Source organism: Synechococcus sp. W60.1 (genome assembly GCF_047461575.1).
Lineage (GTDB): Bacteria > Cyanobacteriota > Cyanobacteriia > Thermostichales > Thermostichaceae > Thermostichus.
In genome coordinates, this window is record NZ_JANSHL010000001.1 from 250916 (window position 1) to 271915 (window position 21000).

Sequence of the window (21000 nt, forward strand, 5' to 3'; positions counted from 1 at the left end):
AGGCCGGAGCAGCCCAGCTTGAAGCAGATCCTCAGAACAGCGAAACTTCACTCAAACGGTAGGGCGAATCTCAAAAGTGGGTAGACCTTCCGGCGGCTCGGAACGTTGCTCAATGGCCTCCACAACCGAACCGGGGCTGCCCTGTTGGCACCAGCGCAGCATCGCCTCCACTGCGGCAGGGGATCCTTCAAAAACAGCCTCTACACGACCATCCCGCAAGTTGCGCACCCAGCCGCCAACACCGGCATTGCGGGCCATGGCTTCGGTGTGGGCGCGAAACCCCACCCCCTGAACCCGCCCCCGTACCCAGACGTGAACGCGAACCCTGTCACTCATGCCGACGGGGATCCCTCCGTTGTGCTGCAGGGTTCTGGCGACTCGGTCGGCTTCTCTGGAGTCTCTGAGGTCTGCCGATCCAGCCACCCCACAAGAACGTTGACCAGGGCAACCAAGCCTAGGAGCCCCAGCGAGATCCCACAGGCATACCCAATCGCTTGCCACAGCACGGAAGACATGAACCCAACCTCACGAACGCTTGTGCAGAGGATCCCACCCTTCATGCACCGTGACATCCTCCCGGCGCTCGTCCTGTGGATAGAGCGCGGGCCACCCTTCCCGTCAGCAGGACGGAGTCCTTACCTCGCGGCTGGGCATTCCTGCCCCACGCCACTTGTCTGGGTCTACAACCCCCGACAAAACGACTGGACAGGTGGTTCCCCTTCCCCAGCCTCCCTGGCTACTGCCAGCTTGCAAAACAAGTCTAATCCACAGGGAACGGTGCATCGGCAGGCAGGATGGACTCCTGCACCCAGGAACCCCTGTCCACCGGACAAGAGCAAGAGGCATCTGGATCAATCCGGTACTTGTAGGTTACCGCCAGCATAAGTAGGTTTTACTACAGATTTCGCTCAACAGATTTCGCTCAGAGGTATGGCGGGGATCCCTGTATCCCGGTGCTTACCCTGCGGGTAGAGTGCAGGACTGATTGCCCCTGCACCCCCGTTAGTTACCGCTAGCTACACCGCCGGGAAGCCCCGCCCTCTATTAGGTCGTGTTGATCTTATGTTAGGATAGAGAGAGTAATTTATAGAGGAAAGAGGATGAAGTTGGTTTTTTTAGATGAAAACAAATGGCAGAAGATATTGGCTTTTTTACAGACAGAAGAGAGAGTTAACATTGGGAAAGAAGCAAACTGCAAACAGTTTATTGAAGCAGTTCTTTGGATAGCCCGTTCCGGTGCTCCTTGGCGCTACCTCCCAGAAGGATATGGCAAATGGTACACCATCTATCAAAGATTCCACCGGTGGAGTCGTTTTGGAGTGTGGGAACGGATGTTCAAGTATTTTATTGACGACCCTGATTTAGAGCATCTCATTATTGATTCAACCACGGTTCGAGCGCACTCCTGTGCTGCCGGAAAAAAGGGGAGCAAGCTTTGGGGAGAAGCCGAGGCGGATACAGCACCAAGATTCATGTGAGTGTAGATGGGTTGGGAAATCCGCTGGAATTGAGAATAACTGGCGGAGAAAAGAGCGATATTACTCAAGGGGAAGAATTGATAGAGGGCTGGCAGAGAAAGGATACCAAAGTAATTGGGGATAAAGGATATGATGCGGATAAGTTGATTAAGAAGATAGGGGAAGCTCAAGCGGTTATTCCGCCTAAAAGGAATAGAAAGACGCAGCGGCATTATGACAAGCATCTGTATAAAGAGAGGCATTTAATCGAATGCTTTTTTCATAAGTTAAAGCAGTACCGGCATCTATGTTCTCGTTTTGACAAATTGGCCAGGAACTTCTTGAGTTTTCTCTATCTCGTCAGTGCTCTCTTTTGGCTCAAATGAAAGATCAACACAACCTAGTTAGTGGCTAGTGAATAGTGAATAGTCACTATCCACTAACCACTATCCACTATTCACTATCCAGGGTGAGGGTCGGGATGAAAGGCGGGGACATGATGTTTTGTCCTTACTGGTGCCATAAAAAGTAGTGGGTTTTATACACTGCCGCTATAGACATCAAGTACAGGGGCGGGGCATCCCGTCCTTTTCGCGTTAGCGGGACGTAGTCCTTAAGCCCAGGAAATGTCCTTTTCGCGCTAGCGGCGCGGAGCGCTAACCGGAGTCACTAGGAAGCCCGCACTCTCTCGCTTTAGCGGCGCGGAGCGCTTTACATCAACATGAGTGCGGGAGTATGTCACTTAATAATGACTACACCAGTCTTGTTCAGCACCAATCTATTGGGTTAGCGCAACACCAGGGCTAGAGCAGTCCCTTGGGATCCCGTCTCGACCAACCGCAAGTCCCCCCCGTGGGCCTGCAGGATGCGCCTGGCGATATATAGCCCCAGACCTCCTGAGCCGGTTGGGTAGTGGTGGCCGGCAATGTGAATGGGCTGGGTCACGTAGGGTTGGGCCAACTCTTCTAGGGGAGCCGGCAAGCCGGGGCCATCATCCTGCACCTGGATCTGGTGGGGGCTGACGATTAACACCACCGCATGGCGTGCGTAGCGCAAGGCGTTGTCCACCAGATTCACCAGCGCCCGCTCCAGCTCTGCCTCATCGGCGTTGCCCCACCCTTCTCCTTCGACTCGCAGATCGATTCCCCGCTCCTGGGCCAGGGATCCCATGAGCTCGGCCACCTTTCTGGCCAGGGATCCCAGATCACAAGGCCGAGGATGCAACTCGATCTCTCCCCGCTCCAGGCGGTGAGCCTCCACCATTTTCTGCACCAGAGAGAGATTGTGTTGATTTTCCTGCAGGATGCGATCCAGCAGAGCGCGACGTTGCTCCGGCTCGAGCTGTTGATCCTGTTTAAAGGCGCTCAGCAGGTGCCCAAAGGCGATGAGGGGGGTTTTGAGGTCGTGAACGAGGGTAGCGGTAAAGGCTTCTCGCCGCATTTGATCGATCTGGATCTGGCGCAGCAACTGGGCAAAAGCCTGCCGCAAGATCAGGGCTTCCTGGGGATCCCCGGGGCGGAGCAGCAGATTCCAACGGGCGGGCTGGTTAATCAAGGTTTCCAAATGAGCCAACTCGCGGGCCAGCAGGGTGAGGGGGCGCAAAATCATGGAGGACAGAGCATAGCCCACCACCGCCGACAGCACCGCCAGCAACGGGATCCACAGCAGCAGCAGGAGGATCCCTTCAGTGCTGAACTGCGTGTCGGGCCAGATCCACTGCACCGACAGGATGAAAACCAAGTTGGGGACGAACGAAAGGCTGGCAATGACCAATGCCACCTGGGTGCGCAAGCTGTGGGGAAAGCGGCGGCGCCAAAACTCAAGTACGCGGAGTGGTTGCTGTTTCAAACTCGGTGCGCTCGCTTTGACAAGACCTGCTTAAATAATGAACCAATGGTACGGAAGAATGAACATCCCCTCACGGTCAAGGCTGAAGAGTTCTTTGATCCCAGAACGACCCTTGTGTTTTGAGCCACTTCATCCTTCTGAACAGGGGGGATGCTGTAGCCCCAGCTTTTAGGATACCCAACTGCCCCACTCTTTAGAGCTAGAGAAGCCGCGCCGTATTCCGGTTGGCAAAGCTGCGGACATCACAGCAAAGGCAGCTTGATCCCCGGGCATGACCAACGTCGAGCAATTATGGCCATCTTATAGCCATTTCAAACTAGATTGAGACACTCCCCAAGCGCTCTGCGCCGCTTCCGCGACCACCCCAAGCCCCTCTCTTTTTGGGAGAGGGGAGTTAGAGAGCAATGAACGAAAATGTTTTATTCCTATTCAAGATGACTATAATGCGGAGCACTTAAGCTCCTAGGACATGAAAAAACCCCTGGGCGTCTGTCCGTGTTTCGACCCCAGAGGCTTCTTCTCTTCACTCCTCACCACTATTGAGCGTAGCCGCCCTTCCAAAGGCTGTCAAGCACTTTCCCATTGGGGTTGGCGTGTGGGAAATTGCGCTAGGGTGGCACTGCCGTACAGGATCATCTGCTGGGGCTGCAAGTTCACCCGGTCTACCCGCAGCTCAGTGCCTCGCAAGGCGAGCCGATCCAAATCCAGAAGCTCATTCAGGCAGCGTACCAAAGCTTGGCTCAAGGCTAGCTCCTCTTCTGTACCGCTTTCAAACACTGGATCTGTAAAGCGGATGCGACGCCGCTCCAGCACCTCAACCTGGGCGGAAAAACCGACGCAGAAAGCCCTGGCTTCTCCCTGCTGTACATTTGCCTGGAATTGCAGTCGTCGCGCCGGGGTGATGCTGATATGGACGTGATGGAAGGATAGGGGGCTATCATCCTGCTTTCCTAAGGCCAGCCTATTCAGCACAAAAGGTGTGTTAAACGATTGCGCCAGATCGTCTTCGCTCAGCACCACGCGCATTGTGGCCTGTACTGGCTGGCGCAGCTTGATCTTCCCCTGCCAAATTTGGCTGAAATCGATGGCCACCGCATTGCAGAATAGCTCCAGAGCCGAAAGCCTCAGGCCGTTGTACATCTGCAGATGCTGGCCCAACAGTTCAAAGCTGTCGATACGACCCTGCAACAATTTGGCAACAGGCTCCACTCGCACGCGCGCCTCCAGCCGCTCTGCATGCTTAAAGAGGGCACGAATGGCTGCGCCTACCCCTCGGCTAACCCAATCGACAGCCATGGGATTCTGCAGGGAAAGTTGGGGCAGGAGTCCTGTAGCCATGGGAAAAGGTAAAGAGCGCCTACAGGGATCATAACCAACCATTAAGAAAAGTTACAACCTCCGCCGACGGAGAGGCTGTTCTCTCAGGAGTAGGTGCGTCCTTCCTGCATAGCCGAGCGGGCCACGGCTGCGATCCCCTGGTCGGTGGCGCGGGGCAGATGAAAGTACCGTCCGCCCGCCAATTCCGCCAGCTCGGCGCTGAAGCCGGTGGTTACAAAGCGGCTTTGGGAGTCGATCAAGAGCAGCTTCAACCCCAGGGCGCGGATGCGCAGGGCAATCTCCCGCAGCTCCTGCTTCAGGTCGATGGGATCCGCTCCCAACTGGCTTTTGCTGTCGCTCCGTCCCAAGGAGCGGCTGAGGGGAATGTTGGCCCGGCCATCGGTGAGGGCCACCAGCATCACCTGACCTACATCGCCAGCGGTGCGGGCATTGACTCCCATGCGCACGGCTTGGGTGAGGGCATGGGCGAGAGGGGATCCCCCGCCACAGGGCAGGGATTCCAGACGGCGGCGGGCCAGCTCGATGGAGCGGGTGGGGGGGAGCAACACTTCGGCAGTTTCCCCACGAAAGGCGATGAGGGCCACCTTGTCACGGTTTTGGTAAGCCTCGGTGAGCAGGCGCAGGGCGGCACCTTTGGCCGCTTGCATGCGGTTGAGGGCCATGGAGCCGGAGGCGTCCACCACAAAGATCACCAGGGCTCCGGCCTTGCGAACCAGCTTTTTGGCGCGGATATCGCTCGGCTCCACAATCACGCTACGTCCCGGTTGCCGCTGGCGGCGGCTTTTCTGATAGGGGGCAGCAGCTCGCAAGGTGGCATCGACGGCAACGCGGGGGTTGGATCCCTGGGGCAGGATGGGCTTGATGTAACGGCCCCGGTCGGCGCTGAACACCAGGCTGCGGGATCCCGTTTTTCCCTGCTGGTTGAGGGACTGGGCAAAGGCCAGCAGGCGCGGGTCCAGGGCCACCTGCTCAGGATCGAAAAAAAACTCCTGCGGCAGGCTGAGGCTTTCCGGCTGGGGATCCGTCTCCTCCTGGTCCTCGCCGGTGTCGTCGGAATTGCTTGGGGAAGGATCGGGCTGTTGGGATTGGGGTGGGGGGGGAGGCGGGGCTGGTCGGGGTAACGGGCGCGGGGCAGCAGCACCAGCTGCACGGCCTGCTGCAGATCCTCGGCCAGGAGGCGATCCCGCCCCTCCAGCGCCGCCAGGGCACAGGCGGCTCGCAGGGCAAATTGTTCTCCCCGGTGCCCTTGGACGTTGCCGCGGATGGCCTCCTGCACCAGGTAGAGGAGCTGTTCCCGCTGCGGCTTGACCTGGGGCAGCCACTCCCGCGCCAGGAGGATGCGGGTGCGGATTTCCTCCAGTTCCGCCTGGTGCTCGGCCAGGAAGGGCTCGGGAGCATCGACAAATTGCGTTGCCCGTTGGACAATTTCCCCTCGCTCTTCTAGGCTCAGCTCCTGCCCCACCGGCACCACCAGTGCCAGGCGATCCAGCAGGTGGGGGCGCAGGGATCCCTCTTCGGGGTTGTAGGTGGCCACCAAGAGAGGCCGGCAGGGGTGTTGCAGACTCAGCCCCTCCCGTTCCAGGCGGTTGACCCCATCCCCCACCACCGTCAGCAACAAGTTGACGATGGCGTCGTCCAAGAGGTTGATGTCATCCACATAGAGCACGCCCCGGTGGGCGGCAGCCAAGATCCCTGGCTGGAAGACCGTTTCCCCCTGCCTGATGGAGGCCTCCACATCGACGGATCCCAGCAGCCGATCTTCGGTGACGCCCAGGGGAACCTGGACAAAGGGGGGCGATATCACTTGGGTGGGCGGCACCTCTCCGGCTGGGTAGCGAGCCTTGGCCCAGTCGGACCAGGTATCCGGCTGCGCTGGATCGTCGTTGCAATAGGATCCCGCAATCACCTCGATGGGCGGTAGCAAGGCGTGGATCCCTCTGGCCAAAACCGACTTAGCGGTGCCGCGAGGCCCCACCAGCACCACACCCCTTAGGCTGGGATCCACTGCTGCCAGCAGCAGAGCCAGCTTGGCCGCCTGTTGCCCCACCACAGCGGTGAGGGGAAAGGTACAAGGAGCGGATAGAGTTGCGGATCCCATGGTTGGCGGGTAGGCTTGGCGAGCAACGGTTCAATCGAGCAGATTCGCAGCGGAGCGGGAGCTGTACACCCCAGTCTATCGCTTGAGTGCTCCGCACCGCCTTTGCAACTGAGATTTTCTGGGGAGGTTCCAAACCGGCTCCAGACAGTTCCCCAAGCCCTCTCCCAAGGGGAAGGGGTAGGTCGGAATCAAGGCCACCAATGGCCTACGGCGACTGGGAATACCCCTGGTGAGCCGCCGCTGTTTGGTGGTCATCTTCTGTTCAAAATGGGCATCACTTCAGCGGGTTGCAATCATCACGTGTTTGGTGATTTGGTAGTCGCGCACCGCTTCTGCCGAGAGATCTTTGCCAAATCCCGATTGCTTAAAGCCGCCATGGGGGGCCTCAGAGGCAATGGGAATATGGTCGTTGATCCAGACGGTGCCGAACTCCAGATCGGCGGCCAACCTCATCGCTCGTCCGATGTCTTGAGTCCACACAGAAGCCGCCAGCCCGTATAGGACGTCATTGCCCAAGCGTAGCGCTTCCGCTTCTTCGCGAAACGAGCCGAGCGTGAGAACCGGCCCAAAAACCTCACTCTGTACGATCTCCGCTTTTTGATCGACATTGGCAATCACCGTGGGTTCATAGTAGTAGCCCTGGGCAAGCTGGGAAGGGATCCGACCGCCGGTCAGCACCTTGGCTCCCTCTGCTTTGGCCCGCTCCACAAATCCCATCACCCGCTCCCGCTGGGCTGCTGAGACCAAAGGCCCCATCTCCACTCCCGCCTCGAAAGGGGATCCCACCGTTACTTTGCGCATGGCTTCTACAATGGCCTCTTGCGCCTGCGCCAGCTTGCTCTCGTGCACATAGACGCGGGTGGCTGCCGTACAGTCTTGGCCGGTATTGACGGTGGCAGCAAATGTGGCCTTGGCAGCAACGGTCTCTACGTCCGCATCCTCGAAGACGATAAACGGCGCTTTGCCCCCCAGTTCCAAATGCACCCGCTTCAGGGTATCTGCCGCTGTCCGCATCACCTGCTTGCCGGTGGCGGTAGAGCCGGTAAGGCTGACCATGCGCACCTGGGGGTGCTCAACCAGGGCTTGGCCGGTGGCATTGCCTCCGGTAACGATATTGACTACCCCGGGCGGGATCCCAGCCTCGGCGATCAGTTCCCCCAGCATCAGGGTGGTCAGGGGGGTGGCAGGAGCGGGCTTGAGCACCACCGTACAGCCGGCGGCCAGGGCGGGGCCGATTTTCCAGACAGCCATCATCAGCGGATAGTTCCAAGGGGTAATTTGCGCGCACACCCCCACTGGCTCTTTGCGAAAGAGGGAGGTGTAGCCCTTGGCGTATTCCCCAGCACTAAAGCCATGGATGTCGCGGGCGGCGGCGGCGAAGAAACGCAGATTATCCACCGCAAATGGCAGATCTCCCCCCAAGCTGAGGAACTCGTAGGGCTTGCCAGTGTTTTCCGATTCCAAGCGAGCCAATTCGGCGGCGCGAGCTTCGATTAGATCCGCCAATTTCCAGAGGGCCAGGGAGCGCTCGCCGGGGGTGAGTTTCGACCAACGGCCATCGTAGAAGGCTGTTTGGGCGGCCTGCACCGCCCGATCCACATCGGCAGGGCTGGCATCCACCACCTCTGCCAGTTTTTCGCCGGTGGCCGGGTTCTCGATGGTCATCAGGCCCCCCCCTTGGCTATCGACCCATTGGCCGTCGATCCAGAGTTTGTAGGCCATAGCGATGTCCTCAACAGCTTGGTGAAATGGCTCTCCCCATTGTGCCGAATCTTTTTGGCTCGGCTTGAATCATAAGCTTCATTCAACTTTGGCAACTTTGGGGTGCAGAGATGGGATCCTTTGGGATTGGGATGGCCCAAACGGCTATTCGCAAAGCGGGCCGTAGACTGTGGCCAACGGCGCACTGGTGAGGATCCCGCATCTGCTAACTAACGGAGGTGCAGGGGCAATCAGTCCTGCACTCTACCCGCAGGGTGAGCACCGGGATACAGGGATCCCCGCCATACCTCTGAGCGAAATCTGTTGAGCGAAATCTGTAGTAAAACCTACTTATGCTGGCGGTAACCTACAAGTACCGGATTGATCCAGATGCCTCCCAACAAGCCGCTCGCGGTAGCGGGACGGAGGCCTTGCTGTTAGCGTGGCTGGAGATTGGCCGGCGCGTATACAACTACACTTTGCGGGAAACCTAAGGAGTGGATAGCATCTTGCTCTTGGCCGGTGGACAGGGGTTCCTGGGTGCAGGAGTCCATCCTGCCTGCCGATGCACCGTTCCCTGTGGATTAGACTTGTTTTGCAAGCTGGCAGTAGCTAGGAAGGCTGGGGAAGGGAAGCCACTTGTCCAGTCGTTTTGTCGGGGGTTGTAGACCCAGACAAGTGGCGTGGGGCAGGAATGCCCGACCGCGAGGTAAGGACTCCGTCCTGCTGACGGGAAGGGTGGCCCGTGCTCTATCCACAGGACGAGCGCCGGGAGGATGTCACGCATCCACCCTAGCTCTGGATTGGGAAGGATGGCCAGCGCTTTTGCACAGGCGCAGCAGGGCACAGTCTCAGTACCCTGGTTGATTGAGTCAATGCAGAGGTGGGATCCCTCTGTTGGGATAGCCGTTAGGGAGGCAGGTTCACGATGCAACTGCGAACAGCTCTGCCGCTGTTGTGCCTTTCTCTCTTGGTAGCTGCTTGCCGGCCCGGCGGGCCACCTCGCAGCATGGGGGGTGAAGGGGGCGGAGAAGGCCAACCCACACCAGTGGCCGTCGGCAGGGTAGAGGAACAGCAAATCGAAGAGACTTCAGAGTTCATGGCCAGCCTCGGATCCCAGCAGGTGGCCAGCATCCGGCCCCAGGTGAGCGGACAGGTGACTCGGGTGTTGGTGCAGTTGGGATCCCAGGTGGCTGCCGGAGCCCCTCTCTTTGAGATCGACAGCCGGCAGCAACAGGCGGCGGTGGCCGGCCAAACAGCGGGGATTGCCGCAGCCCAAGCCAACCTGGAGAGCGGCCGGGCCGTGCTCAGCCAGTTGCGGGCGGATCGGCTGCGGCTGGAGGCAGCGGCGGAGTTTGCCCGGGAGCAGCACGAGCGCAACCTGCGCCTCTTGGCCGAGGGGGCCATCAGCCAGGCGCAAGCGGATCAATCCAGCCGCGACCTGCGCCAGGCGGAGGCGGCTTTGGCGGCGCAACAGGAGCAGATCCGCGCTCAGGAGGCCGCGACTTGCGGGCAGAGCGGGAGGTGCAGCGAGCCCAGGCCGAGGCGGAGCGGCAACAGGTGCAACTGCAGTTTTTCCAGGTTACAGCTCCCTTTGCCGGCATTGTGGGGGATGTTTTGGTGCGGCAAGGGGACTACGTGACGCCTCAGACGGTTTTGACCACCTTGACCCAAACCCAGGCGCTGGAGCTCAACCTCAACATCCCGTTGCAGCGGGCCCCCCAGCTGCGCATTGGCACGCCGGTGCAGATCCTGGATAGCCGCGGCGAGGTGATCGGCAGCAGCCAAATCTCTTTCATTGCTCCCGAAGCCAACGCCGCCACGCAATCGGTGCTGGCCAAGGCTCTTCTGGAGAACCCTGCCGGCCAGTTGCGCTCGGCCCAGTTTGTGCGGACTCGGGTCATCTGGGAGGAGCGGCCGGCCTTGCTGGTGCCGGTGACGGCGGTGGCCCGCTTGGGGGCGCAAACCTTTGTCTACACGGTGCAGACAACGGAGCCGCCAGCAGAGGGCATGCCCCCGGGGGCGGTGGCGGTGCAAAGGCCGGTACGGCTGGGATCCATCTACGGAAACAGCTATGAGGTGCTGGAGGGTTTGGAGGCCAATGAGCCAATTGTGCTGAGCGGCCTGCAGAAAATCCGCGATGGCGCCCCGATTGTCGATGAGGTGCTTTTTCAGCAGAGGATGCAGCCACAAGGGGGAGGGAGACCTCCTGGATCCCCGCCCTAGGTCCTCTCTCTCCGGCGGTTTCCCAACTCAGCTATCCCCTTTCACTCCTCACTGCGCTGGACTATGTTTGTTGACTTTTTCATTCGCCGCCCTGTTTTTGCCAGCGTCTGCTCCATCCTGATCGTGCTGGTGGGGGCGGTGAGCATTCCCCTACTGCCGGTGGACTACTACCCACAGGTGGCGCCGCCAGCGGTGAGGGTGACTGCTGTTTATCCTGGGGCCAACGCCGAGACGGTGGAGACGGCGGTAACCAATGTGCTGGAGCAGGAGATCAACGGCGTCGAGGGTATACGGTCTATCGCCTCGGTGAGCAGCAGCAACGGCACCAGCCAGATCACCGTTACCTTCAGCCCGGATCGGGATCTGGACACGGCGGCTGTGGATGTGCAGAACCGGGTGGCGCGGGCCCAGGGCCGGCTGCCGGCGGAGGTGATCCAAAACGGCATCAGCGTGGAAAAGGCCGGCGACAGCGCCTTTGTGCTGGTGTTGGCGCTGCGCTCAGAGGCGGGGGAATACGACGAGCTGTTTTTGAGCAACTACGCGGAGCTGTTTGTGCGGGATGCTTTGCGGCGCATCCGCGGCGTCAGCGATGTCATCATTTTCGGGGAGCGCACCTATGCCATGCGCATCTGGCTGGATCCGACGCGGCTGGCCAGCTATGGTTTGACAGCTCTGGATGTGGTAAACGCAGTGCGCCAGCAGAATATCCAGGTGCCCGCCGGCCAAATTGGCGGCCAGCCCAGCCCCCCGGATCAGGAGTTTCAGATCAGCGTCCAGGCCACGGGGCGGCTGTCGCAGCCGGAGGAGTTCGCCCAGATCGTTCTCAAGGCCAACGCCGATGGCAGCTTGGTGCGCATTGTCGATGTGGGCCGGGTAGAGCTGGGGGCCCAAAGCTACGATACGTTCTTCCGCATCGGGGGGCAGGAGGCGGTGGGGATCGCCATCACCCAACAACCGGATGCCAACGCCCTAGAGGTGTCGCGGCAGGTGCGGCAGACGTTGGCGCAGCTGGCGGAGAGTTTTCCGCCCGGCTTGATCTACGAGATCCCTTTCGACGCCACCCTGTTCATTACCGAGTCGGTGCAGGAGGTGATTTTTACCCTGCTGCAGGCTATTGCCCTGGTGGTGCTGGTACTGTTCATCTTTTTGCAAGATTGGCGCGTCACCCTCATTCCCACCGTTACAATTCCGGTGGCGCTGCTGGGGACCTTTGCCGTGTCGGTTTCGCTGTCCACGTTTAATGCCATTACCTTGGCTCCGGCTTTGTCGGCGCTGCTAATTCGCCCCCGCTCAGAGCAGATGTTTTGGCTGCTGCGCTGGTTTGACCGCGCCGTGGAAGGGATCCGAGCGGCCTACTGCCGCCTGCTGGAGCTGGTGGTGAAGCTGCGGCTGTTGGTGGTGACGGGGTTTATTGCCTGTTTGGGCCTCACCTACTGGCTGTTCCAAATTGTGCCGACGGGGTTTGTGCCGGATGAGGATCAGGGCTTTTTCATCACCATTGTCCAGGGGCCGCCGGGGGTTTCCCTCAACTATACCGACAGGGTGATCCGGCAGGCCGCCGCTATTTTGGAGGGGATCCCTGAGATCGAAAATCGGGTGATCGTGGGGGGGTTCAGCTTTACCGGGCCCTCGCCGGGGAATGGGCTGATCTTTGCCACCCTCAAGCCCTGGGAAGAGCGGCGGCAACCGGAGCAATCGGCGCAAGCGATTGTCAACCGGCTATTTGGGCCTTTTTTGGGCGGGATCAGCCGCGCATTGGTGATCCCGATCCTGCCGCCGGCCATTCCCAATTTGGGGGTTGCGGGCGGGTTTACTTTCCAGCTTCAGGATCGGGGGGTGAACGATTTCAACCTCTTGGAGCAGACGGCCAACACCCTGTTTTTTGTGGGCAACTCGCCGCCCCCGCCGGGCCAACCCCCCTTGGGCTTGCGGATTAACCCGCCCACCTTCAACGCCAATTCGCCGCAGCTAGAAGTACAGGTGGATCGGGAGATGGCCCAGTTGTTGGGGATCCCTCTGTTGGATGTCTTCTGCACGCTGCAGACGCTGCTGGGGGGCACCTACGTCAATGATTTCGACCTGTTCAACCGCAACTACCGGGTCTATGTGCAGGCGGATCAAGCATTCCGAGGTAACCCGGAAAGCATCGGCCAGTTCTACGTGCGGGGTGGGCAGGGGCAGCTCTTGCCGTTGAGCACCCTGGTTCAGGTGGAGGAGACCACCAGCCCGGCCATCATCAACCACTTCAACCTCTTCCGCTCGGTGGAAATTCAGGGCAGCGCCCTGCCGGGCTTTAGCTCAGGGCAAGCGATTCGGGCTATGGAAACTCTAGCCGCCCAGTTGTTGCCGCAGGGGTTTGGCTTCGAGTGGTCGGGCCTGTCGCTGGAAGAAATCAAGTCGGGAGGACAGGCGCCGCTGATCTTTGCTTTGGGCTCGGTGTTCGTCTTCCTGGTGCTGGCGGCGCAATTTGAGAGCTATGTGGATCCCTTGATCATTTTGTTGGCGGTGCCGCTGGCGGTTCTTGGGGCTCTTTTGGCGCAACTGCTGCGGGGCTTGACCAACGACGTCTTCTGCCAAGTCGGGTTGGTGATGTTGATCGGGCTGGCCAGCAAAAACTCCATCTTGATTGTGGAGTTTGCCAACCAGTTGGTTGCCCAAGGGATCCCCCTGGTTAAGGCTGCAGTGCAGGCGGCAGAGACCCGCTTCCGCGCCATTCTGATGACCGCCCTGAGCACTATCCTGGGTATTTTCCCTCTGGCAGCGGCCACGGGCGCAGGGGCAGCCAGCCGTCAGTCGCTGGGCACGGCGGTGATCGGCGGTATGCTCGTTTCAACGGTGCTCAGCTTGCTGATTGTGCCGGTGCTCTACCTGGTGATCAAAGGGATCCAGGCGCAGATTTTGGGGGGATCCCCTTCGCCTGTGGATCTGGCGCATTTGCCGCCGCCGGAGGATCCCAAAGAGGTGCTGCCTGGTGGCGACAGCGTTGGGTAGGTAGCCAGGGGAATCTGCTTGATGCTTGTCTTTTGGCGGAAAAGTTCCGTTGCCTTGCTTCCTAGCTCTCCCTTCGGGAGAGATTGGGGGTGGTCGCGGAAGCGGCGCAGGGCGTTTGGGCGGCACCGCGGAGCAGTTGAGAAGTGTCTTAGTCTAACTTGAAATGACTGTACACCTTGGTTCCGTACTGCAAAGGACTTCCAGCGCTTTTGCACAGGTTTGGGGAGGCTCTCGTTCATCGCTTTCTCATCCACCGCAGGCCCTGTCCTCGAGCAGTTCGGACTCGGCTTCGCTGGGCATTTTTTCCCAGAACTGAGCCAGGTGTTGCAGGCCCACAAAGCCCAACTGCCAGAGGATCAAGGCTAGAGGGCCGTGCTGCTGCCGTTGGATCTTCAGGGCCAGAGCCAGTTGTTTGGGCTTGAGGAGCTGTTGCTGCTCAGCAAACTGGCAGAACTGTCGATCCCATTGGCTAAGGGCTTGTAAATCCGGCAGGGTCGGTTCCATAGGTTTGGCCGGGCAGGAAAGGATTGAATGTCGAGGATCGGGATCCTCGTACTGATTCTGGGGATCTTCTTGCGGATCCCTTGCAACAGGTTTCTTCCAGGGTATGTGACCACCCAGGCCCTCCCAAGGCCGGTTAGGGCAGAGAGCACTGAGCTTTGTTGCAAAGCTTGCTTATAGGTCCTGGCAGGATAGTCTATCCCCAGGGGTCGTCGTCGAAAGGACTATCTGACCAATAGCCACTCTGCTGGGGTGGAGGGGGCTGTTGGGGGAGAGGAGGCGTGTAGGCAGGGGGTGGCGTTGGGATGGGGGTGGGTTTTTCCAGATCCTCAAGTCGAGGCAGGTCGGCGGGCTTGGGCTCAACACCAAGGCTTCTCAGCTTGGCTTGCGTTTCTTGCACTTGAGCATTGAGCTCTTCCAGGTAGGCGCGGTAGTGGTTGGCAGCTTCCAGGTACTGCTTGGCTTTCTTTTCGTTTTCCCGGACGACCGCCTCCAGTTCTTTGGTGCGAACGGTGTAATCGGCCTCTTGATTGGTGAGGTTTTCGATGGCTTGGTTGAGTACAGCCCGCCGTCGCTCCAGTTGGGCTACAATTTCCGACAACTGTCGTTCTCGCTCGCTAAGGCTGCGTTCCCGGTTTTGAGTTTGTTCCAGTTGAAAGCTGGCCTGGCTGAGCTGCTCTCGCAAATACATCACCTGGGGCTCCGTCTCGTTGCGTTCCTGTTGCAACTCAAAGACCCGCGCTTCCAAGTGATCTTTTTCCTGCTGCAACACTTCCCGCTCGTTCAAAAGACGGGTGTAGAGCTGGTTGAGAAAGTCCACCTCCATCACCACTTGGCTAAGCTGAGTGGCGTATTCCCCAACCAAAGCCAACTCCCGAGCGAGGTTTTGGGTTTCACTGGTGGCTTGATCGGTGAAAAACTGGGGAAGTTGGGTGGTTTCTCTGAGGCGTTGGGTAAATTGCTTGAAGCGGAAAGAAAAGTTGCTCGCCATTGCCGGTGCGGTAGCCTCGAAGATCAGGGGAATGCCGATGGTTGGATTTCACAGGGCTTGGATTGCTTCCAATCTACTTGGATTGCTTCCAATCTAACATTGAGCTACAGCTTTTGCGGAAGCTTGCCTTAGGTGGGATCGGGGGGAGTTTCAGGGATCAGCATGGCAACTTCCCCAGAGGGATCCCGCTTCTCAGATTCCGGCTGGGGGTTTTCTGTCGCTCTGTTTTTATCCTTGTCTTTTTGGTCTTTCGAGGTGCCTTCTGAATCTTGGCCGGAGATGCGGCGCAACAGCCGTTGCAGGAGTGGGCTGCGGCGATCGCCGATGACGGAGAAGCGGCTTTCGATCTCTTCGACGGGGACGGGATCCATTTGAGCCAGCTCCGGCTCGCTGAGGAGGAGTACCCGTATCGTTGCAATGGGGATCTGCAAGAATAGGTTGGATCCCCAAAATCCAAAGGCAGCTATGGCTAGGCCTGCCAGACGGGTGCCGTTGCCAGGGGTGAGCGGGGCAAAGAGGGGGGCAAAGTCGTAGAGGCGCTCACCGACTTCCAGCATCAGGATTGCCGCCAACAGCGTCAAGATCTTGTGTTCGGGGCTGAGGAAGGCGGCCAAGATGCGGCGCTGGTCGGGGGTAAGTTCTTCCGGGGGGACAGAGGCCACCCACAGGCTGAAGATATCCAATGGCTTGCGCCACTGCATAGCAAAGACCGGCCCAATGCCCACCACGGCCACCCAGGCCTGCTCTACCCCCACCGGCAGGAGGGGATCCCCTGTGGCCAGCCCGATCAGGGTCAGCCCTACCCACAAGGGGAAGAGGAGGATGCCGGCGGCATGGATCCAGAGGAAAGGTTCCTGCCAATGGCTGCGCATGGGGAGATGCCAAAAGGGACAGGGGAGAGCAGGGCTAGGGGCGGGATTTGTCCACCACTTCCAATTCTGTGAGGCGGAAGGTGACTAATTTGTCCCAGTTGCCGCCTTCAAAGAGGACAGCGGCATGGTTGTCGGTAACCCGCTGTACCTGGCCCTCAAAGCAGTAGTAGGTGTCGTTGGGGTTGATGACCCGCACGGCAACGCCGGGGTAGATCGGGGGAAGGGCTTCGAGGAGGGTTGGGGTTGGAGTCGTGTTCACGTTTCAGCTATCCTCTTTTTTTGCAGAAGCTCTGCCTTACTATTATGGGAGAAAGCCCCTCTCTTGCCGAGTCTCCCCCTCGTTGAGCTTCTTCCCACAGCGGTTCGCCGAGGGTTGGGCAATGGCTGAGGTGTGGCTGACAGCCCGCTAACGGGAAAGGAGCCTGTACTGCAACTTCGACGGTCAACCCAGCTCCCCCTCAAGGCCCCAGACCATGGCTACCGGCGCACAGTCTTCCCCCTCCCAAATCTGGCATGTGTTGGTGATCGATGATGAACAAGGACGGCGGGCTGTGGCCCTCAGTGCTGCCACCTATTCCATCGGCAGGGATCCCAGCAATGCGATTGTCATCGATTCGGCGGCGGTTTCCCGGCAACACGCGCTGCTGCTGCGGCTACCCCAAAAAGATGGCCAGTATACCTACCGGCTGCTGGACGGCAATATCGAGGGCAAGCGCAGCACCAACGGCGTCTCGGTGAATGGGCAGAGATGTTTGAGCTGGGATCTCAAGGATGGGGATCAGATCCTGTTGGGGAATCAGGTGCGGATGCAGTACTGCATTCGTCGGTTGTCAGACGAAGATTTTCAGCAGTATCTCCAGTCTGTAAGCTTTCGCAGCGTGAAGGCGGAGGTGGTGGATCGACGCTCCACAACACTGCAGCGGTTTGATCCGCCCTCGATGCAGGCGATTTTGCCCCAAGAGGAGACGACGGAGAAGATTGAAGGCGTGAGGCCCCGACGTCGCCATTCGCTGCGGCTGCTGTTCCAGACCCTCTGGGGGCGTTTGAGGGGAAAGCTGAGATAATTTAGCCCTCAGGAATGCCCACCCGTTCTGAGTCTGGGAGCGCTGATGCAGTCTCGTCGGTGCCGTCTTTGCGGTCTTGCTCTGACGCTTCTGCCTGCAAGTCCAGGAGGGAGGGGGAGTTGGCTTCCCCAATCAACACTCCCCGCAGCCAGAGGGGAGCGACAAAGGTGGTGGCAATCACCATGACGATAATGCTGACATCGAGGGCATCGGAGAGAACCCCACTGGCGGCCCCCACACCGGCAAACACCAGGCCCACCTCACCCCGGGGAATCATGCCCACTCCGATGGCGTAGCGGTTGATGCCCGGCTTGCCAAAGGCCCCCAAGCCCGCTGCTAGCTTGCCCACAATGGCAACTCCGATCAAGAAGACGGCAATGATCAGCCCCTCTCGGTTGACGGGGAGGGTGGGGTTGAGTACGGCAAGGTTGGTTTTGGCCCCAACGCAGACGAAGAAGATGGGCACCAGTAGGTCGGAAATGGGCTTGATCTGTTCTTCCAGCTCTTGCCGTTTCTCGGTTTCGGCCAAGATTAAGCCAGCGGCAAAGGCGCCCAAAATCGCTTCTAGATGAATGATTTGCCCTACATAAGCCAGCAGAAAGGCCAGCACAAGGGCGGGCAGAAGGGGGTTACCTCGGGTCTTCAGGCTGTTGAGAAGGGCAACAAAGTAGGGGCTGAGAAGGCGCCCCAGAACAATAGAGCCGACCAAGAAGAGGATGGCACTGAGGATGATGATGCCGATATCGGAAAGGTTGACTTCTCCGTTTTTGGCCAAGCCCGCCACTACGGCCAAGATGATGATGCCCAATACGTCATCCAAGACGGCGGCACCAATGATCACTTGCCCCTCTGGGGAGGTGAGTTTTTGCAGCTCGGCCAAGACGCGGGCGGTGATGCCGATGCTGGTTGCTGTGAGGGCAGCGCCGGCAAATATGGCGGGGATAACGGGCACATGAAACAGGTAGAGCAAGCCCAGGGTTCCGGCCAGGAAAGGCACAGCGACCCCGATGACGGCTACGGCTGCGGCTTGAGGGCCGACCCGCAACAGCTCGGCCAGATCCGACTCGAGGCCGATTTCAAACAAGAGGATGATCACCCCGATCTCGGAGAGGATGTCGATGATCTGGCTTTGGGAGGAGAACACCTGTACCAGGGATCCCTCGTCGAGGCCGGCAGTGGCTTGCAGAAATTGCATCAGTGCTGAGGATTGAGCCAAGGTGTGCAGCTCTTGGCCGGAAACTTGTCCTTCTGGGAAGACAAGCAACCCCAGAGCGGAGGTTCCCACCGTAACGCCCCCCAGCAATTCTCCCAGCACCGGCGGAAAGCCGAGGCGAACGGCGATTTCTCCGGCAATACGGCTGGCCAGATAGATGACCACCAGAGCCATCAGCACCGCCGCCAAGATCAGGGGTAAAAGATTGGCAGCCCCTTCCGCTTCAAGGGGGGCAGCGGCTTCAACAGCAAGCAACACTGAATCTAGGTTGTTCAACAGCAAGATCTCACCCTCAAATGATGAACAGCTTTTTGTCTCGGGCCGGCCCTGGTGGGAACGCTGCCGTTCCCATTCCTTTCGCCCTTCTGCTGGAAGACTGTTACAGAAGCTAACCTCCCTTGGGAACTGTTGGCAACGCCCAGGTAGGCACTCTTATACTCCAGATAATTGATACTTATCTGGAGTATTGTCTCCACAGACGTTCCCATGAGCAGGACGAAGCCCTTACCACTTCCTCTCCTGGAAAACCCCTCAGAACCGGCAATCCAGGACAAGCTGCTCCTCAGGAGGAAGCCTCGCCATGGCCCGGTGCAGGGTTGGATCCATCCGGATCGGACGGTGGCCCAGACAGATCCAGAGGATTAAAGCGGTTCATGGCTGTCCTCAGTCCCTCTTGCAAGCAGCACTCCACGGCCTCTACCGCCGTATTCAACACCCGCTCCAGCACCTCTTGTTCTGCAGGCGCAAATCCCCCCAACACATGCCCGACCACATCTTGGCTGCCCTTGGGTTTGCCCACCCCCAAACGCAGCCGCGGAAACCCTTCGCTCCCCAAGTGCTGAATGATGGACTTCATGCCGTTGTGCCCACCGGCAGAACCGGATCCCCGCAGGCGCAGACGACCCAGCGGCAGATCCATATCGTCGTACACCACCAGCACAGAGGCGAGATCTAACTTGTACCAATCCAGCACCGCCCGCACCGATTGGCCGGAACGGTTCATGTAGGTTTCCGGCTTGAGCAAGCGTCGCTTTCCTCCCAGGGCAAACCCTTCTCCGTAGCTACCTTGGAATCGCTTCTCCAAAACCAACGGGATCCCCCAGCGCTGCGCCAGCCGATCCACCACCATAAAGCCGCAATTGTGGCGGGTATTGGCGTATTGAGGGCCGGGATTGCCCAGGCCCACAACGAGCTGCAGGGAAATCTCATCGGTTCCCTTGGGCTTGACCTGGGTCACAACGTTTCTCGCCTCCTCGAGCTAAAGTAAGGCATCGCTGCTTTGAGTGGTGTTGGCGTGTTTTTGGGCTGCTGGTCGCCCCGAAGGTGTCAGATACCCAGCCGGACTGAGTCGGGACAGCGGTGAGGATCCCTGGGGGCAAATGGCTCGCCGCCCATGACTCTGCCATTGTTTATTGTCAACGCTCATTGTGAACGCTTCTGACCAACCCTGCTATGAGCCTGCCCACCCCCTTCGGTCTTCACCCCAGCACAACCGAATTCGATGCCTCGGATGCCCTGCGCCTCAGCCAGTGTCTGATTCAAGTGGGGATCGCCCTCTCCTCAGAAACAGATCTGGGGCGGCTGCTGGAGTTGATCGTTGCTCAAGCCCGAGAACTGACCCACTGTGATGGGGCCAGCCTCTTTGTCCGAGAGGGAGAAGAATTGCGGTTTTTCGTGGTCAACCGCCATGAGGAGCTGCGGGATCTGCGCCTGCCCCTCAGCCCTTCCAGCATTGTGGGCTATGTGGTGCTCACCGGGGAAAGCTTGAATTTGCCGGATGTCTACCGCCTGCCCGCCGACCGGCCCTATGCCTTTAACCCACAGGTGGATCGGCAGACCGGCTATCGCACCCGCTCCTTGCTCACCGTGCCGATGCGGGATCCCTCAGGAAAGATCCTCGGCGCCCTACAACTGTTGAACCGCCTAAAGCCGGATCACCCCACCCCCCTAGCTCCTGACCAGGTGGCCGAGTGGAGCCAACCTTTTTCTGAGCTGGAAGTTAGCGTGGCAGAAGCCTTGGCCTCCCAGGCGGCGGTTGCCTATCAAAACGTCCAATTGCGGGAAGAGCTCAAATCTGCCCACTTCGAGACCATCTTCTGTCTGTCTGTGGCCGCAGAATACCGGGATCAAGATACCTCCTTTCACCTGAAGCGGATGAGCAACTACTCCCGCATCATCGCCAAGCACTTGGGCCTCTCCAGCCATGAGCAAGAGCTGATCTTCTACGCCAGTCCCATGCACGATGTGGGCAAAATCGGGATCCCCGATGCCATCTTGCAAAAGCCGGGGCGCCTGACCCCAGAAGAACGGCAGATCATGAACCGTCACCCTGAGATTGGTTATGAGATCCTCAGCAAGTCCGACTCCGAGCTGATGAAAAAGAGCGCCATCATCGCTCTGACCCACCACGAGAAGTTCGACGGCAGTGGGTATCCGCGCGGCCTCAAAGGAGAAGGGATCCCTCTAGAAGGGCGGATTGTGGCCTTAGCCGATGTATTCGATGCCTTGGCCAGCCGTCGCCCCTACAAAGAAGCCTGGGCTTTGAATGAGGTCTTTCAGTTTGTAGAAGACAACAGCGGCAGCCATTTCGACCCGCAAGTGGTGGCCGCCTTTAACCGAGGACGCAGCGAAATTCTGGAAATCTACCACCGCTATCCAGAAACCCGCTAAATCCAGCTCCAGATCAATCAGGGATCCAAG

18 protein-coding genes and 1 pseudogene are annotated in these 21000 nt (G+C 59.1%); 7 read left to right on the top strand and 12 right to left on the bottom strand.

What is annotated here, in order from left to right; genetic code table 11:
• Positions 1–51: 51 nt before the first annotated feature.
• Complete coding sequence (locus NW805_RS01140) at positions 52–336, bottom strand: acylphosphatase (RefSeq protein WP_414351467.1); 285 nt, start codon at positions 334–336, stop codon at positions 52–54.
• The gene (locus tag NW805_RS01145) at positions 333–515 is read right to left on the bottom strand and encodes a hypothetical protein (protein WP_414421381.1); all 183 of its coding nucleotides are present in this window, start codon (positions 513–515) and stop codon (positions 333–335) included. Before NW805_RS01145 ends, NW805_RS01140 begins: the two co-directional genes overlap by 4 nt.
• 585 nt (positions 516–1100) lie before the next feature.
• On the opposite strand from NW805_RS01145, the gene NW805_RS01150 reads away from it, so the two are divergent.
• Positions 1101–1843, top strand: a protein-coding gene (locus NW805_RS01150; RefSeq protein ID WP_414421273.1) for an IS5-like element ISSoc13 family transposase whose coding sequence is annotated in 2 segments (ribosomal slippage) — positions 1101–1419 and positions 1419–1843 — 744 coding nt in all. Because the reading frame shifts where the segments join, the coding sequence is not laid out codon by codon here.
• Positions 1844–2243: 400 nt separating this feature from the next.
• On the opposite strand, the gene NW805_RS01155 is transcribed toward NW805_RS01150, so the two are convergent.
• The 4 genes and pseudogenes from NW805_RS01155 to NW805_RS01170 form a co-directional block, all read right to left on the bottom strand.
• Entirely contained in the window at positions 2244–3305 is a 1062-nt protein-coding gene (locus NW805_RS01155) for a sensor histidine kinase (RefSeq protein ID WP_414421382.1), read from the bottom strand.
• A 567-nt stretch (positions 3306–3872) separates the two neighbouring features.
• Positions 3873–4601 (bottom strand): DUF2993 domain-containing protein, encoded by a 729-nt coding sequence (locus tag NW805_RS01160; protein WP_011432355.1) that lies wholly within the window; start codon positions 4599–4601, stop codon positions 3873–3875.
• Positions 4602–4726: 125 nt separating this feature from the next.
• A pseudogene (gene bchD, locus NW805_RS01165) lies at positions 4727–6741 on the bottom strand (magnesium chelatase ATPase subunit D).
• 279 nt (positions 6742–7020) lie between these two features.
• Positions 7021–8463: a gamma-aminobutyraldehyde dehydrogenase gene (locus NW805_RS01170; protein ID WP_414412980.1), complete on the bottom strand. Its 1443-nt coding sequence runs from the start codon at positions 8461–8463 to the stop codon at positions 7021–7023.
• A gap of 332 nt (positions 8464–8795) precedes the next feature.
• Here NW805_RS01170 and NW805_RS01175 point away from each other — a divergent pair, with 332 nt between their 5' ends.
• The 4 genes from NW805_RS01175 (at position 8796) to NW805_RS01190 (ending at position 13659) form a co-directional block, all read left to right on the top strand.
• Positions 8796–8936 carry a hypothetical protein gene (locus NW805_RS01175; RefSeq protein ID WP_414384465.1) on the top strand — a complete coding sequence of 47 codons (141 nt, stop codon included), beginning with the start codon at positions 8796–8798 and terminating at the stop codon, positions 8934–8936.
• A 434-nt stretch (positions 8937–9370) separates the two neighbouring features.
• Positions 9371–10084, top strand: a complete 714-nt coding sequence (locus tag NW805_RS01180) for an efflux RND transporter periplasmic adaptor subunit (RefSeq protein ID WP_414421383.1) — start codon at positions 9371–9373, stop codon at positions 10082–10084.
• Positions 10003–10668: an efflux RND transporter periplasmic adaptor subunit gene (locus tag NW805_RS01185; protein ID WP_414421484.1), complete on the top strand. Its 666-nt coding sequence runs from the start codon at positions 10003–10005 to the stop codon at positions 10666–10668. The genes NW805_RS01180 and NW805_RS01185 overlap by 82 nt, the downstream gene beginning before the upstream one ends.
• A 63-nt stretch (positions 10669–10731) precedes the next feature.
• On the top strand, positions 10732–13659 hold the full coding sequence (locus NW805_RS01190) for an efflux RND transporter permease subunit (protein WP_414421384.1): 2928 nt from the start codon (positions 10732–10734) through the stop codon (positions 13657–13659).
• 246 nt (positions 13660–13905) lie between these two features.
• Here NW805_RS01190 and NW805_RS01195 read toward each other — a convergent pair whose 3' ends face one another.
• The 4 genes from NW805_RS01195 to NW805_RS01210 form a co-directional block, all read right to left on the bottom strand.
• Complete coding sequence (locus NW805_RS01195; RefSeq protein WP_011432361.1) at positions 13906–14163, bottom strand: DUF2949 domain-containing protein; 258 nt, start codon at positions 14161–14163, stop codon at positions 13906–13908.
• A 193-nt stretch (positions 14164–14356) separates the two neighbouring features.
• Positions 14357–15151, bottom strand: coding sequence for a hypothetical protein (locus NW805_RS01200; RefSeq protein ID WP_414390040.1), 795 nt, complete (start codon positions 15149–15151; stop codon positions 14357–14359).
• 128 nt (positions 15152–15279) lie between these two features.
• Positions 15280–16023 carry a low-complexity tail membrane protein gene (locus NW805_RS01205; protein WP_414421385.1) on the bottom strand — a complete coding sequence of 248 codons (744 nt, stop codon included), beginning with the start codon at positions 16021–16023 and terminating at the stop codon, positions 15280–15282.
• Between the two features lie 34 nt (positions 16024–16057).
• Positions 16058–16282 carry an NAD(P)H dehydrogenase subunit NdhS gene (locus NW805_RS01210; RefSeq protein WP_011432364.1) on the bottom strand — a complete coding sequence of 75 codons (225 nt, stop codon included), beginning with the start codon at positions 16280–16282 and terminating at the stop codon, positions 16058–16060.
• 214 nt (positions 16283–16496) lie between these two features.
• On the opposite strand from NW805_RS01210, the gene NW805_RS01215 reads away from it, so the two are divergent.
• Entirely contained in the window at positions 16497–17087 is a 591-nt protein-coding gene (locus NW805_RS01215; protein ID WP_414421386.1) for an FHA domain-containing protein, read from the top strand.
• A 1-nt stretch (position 17088) separates the two neighbouring features.
• On the opposite strand, the gene NW805_RS01220 is transcribed toward NW805_RS01215, so the two are convergent.
• Positions 17089–18555: a cation:proton antiporter gene (locus tag NW805_RS01220; protein WP_414421485.1), complete on the bottom strand. Its 1467-nt coding sequence runs from the start codon at positions 18553–18555 to the stop codon at positions 17089–17091.
• Positions 18556–18862: 307 nt separating this feature from the next.
• Positions 18863–19537: an aminoacyl-tRNA hydrolase gene (gene pth, locus NW805_RS01225; RefSeq protein WP_414421387.1), complete on the bottom strand. Its 675-nt coding sequence runs from the start codon at positions 19535–19537 to the stop codon at positions 18863–18865.
• A 215-nt stretch (positions 19538–19752) separates the two neighbouring features.
• Here pth and NW805_RS01230 point away from each other — a divergent pair, with 215 nt between their 5' ends.
• The gene (locus NW805_RS01230) at positions 19753–20970 is read left to right on the top strand and encodes an HD domain-containing phosphohydrolase (protein WP_414421388.1); all 1218 of its coding nucleotides are present in this window, start codon (positions 19753–19755) and stop codon (positions 20968–20970) included.
• Positions 20971–21000 lie beyond the last annotated feature (30 nt).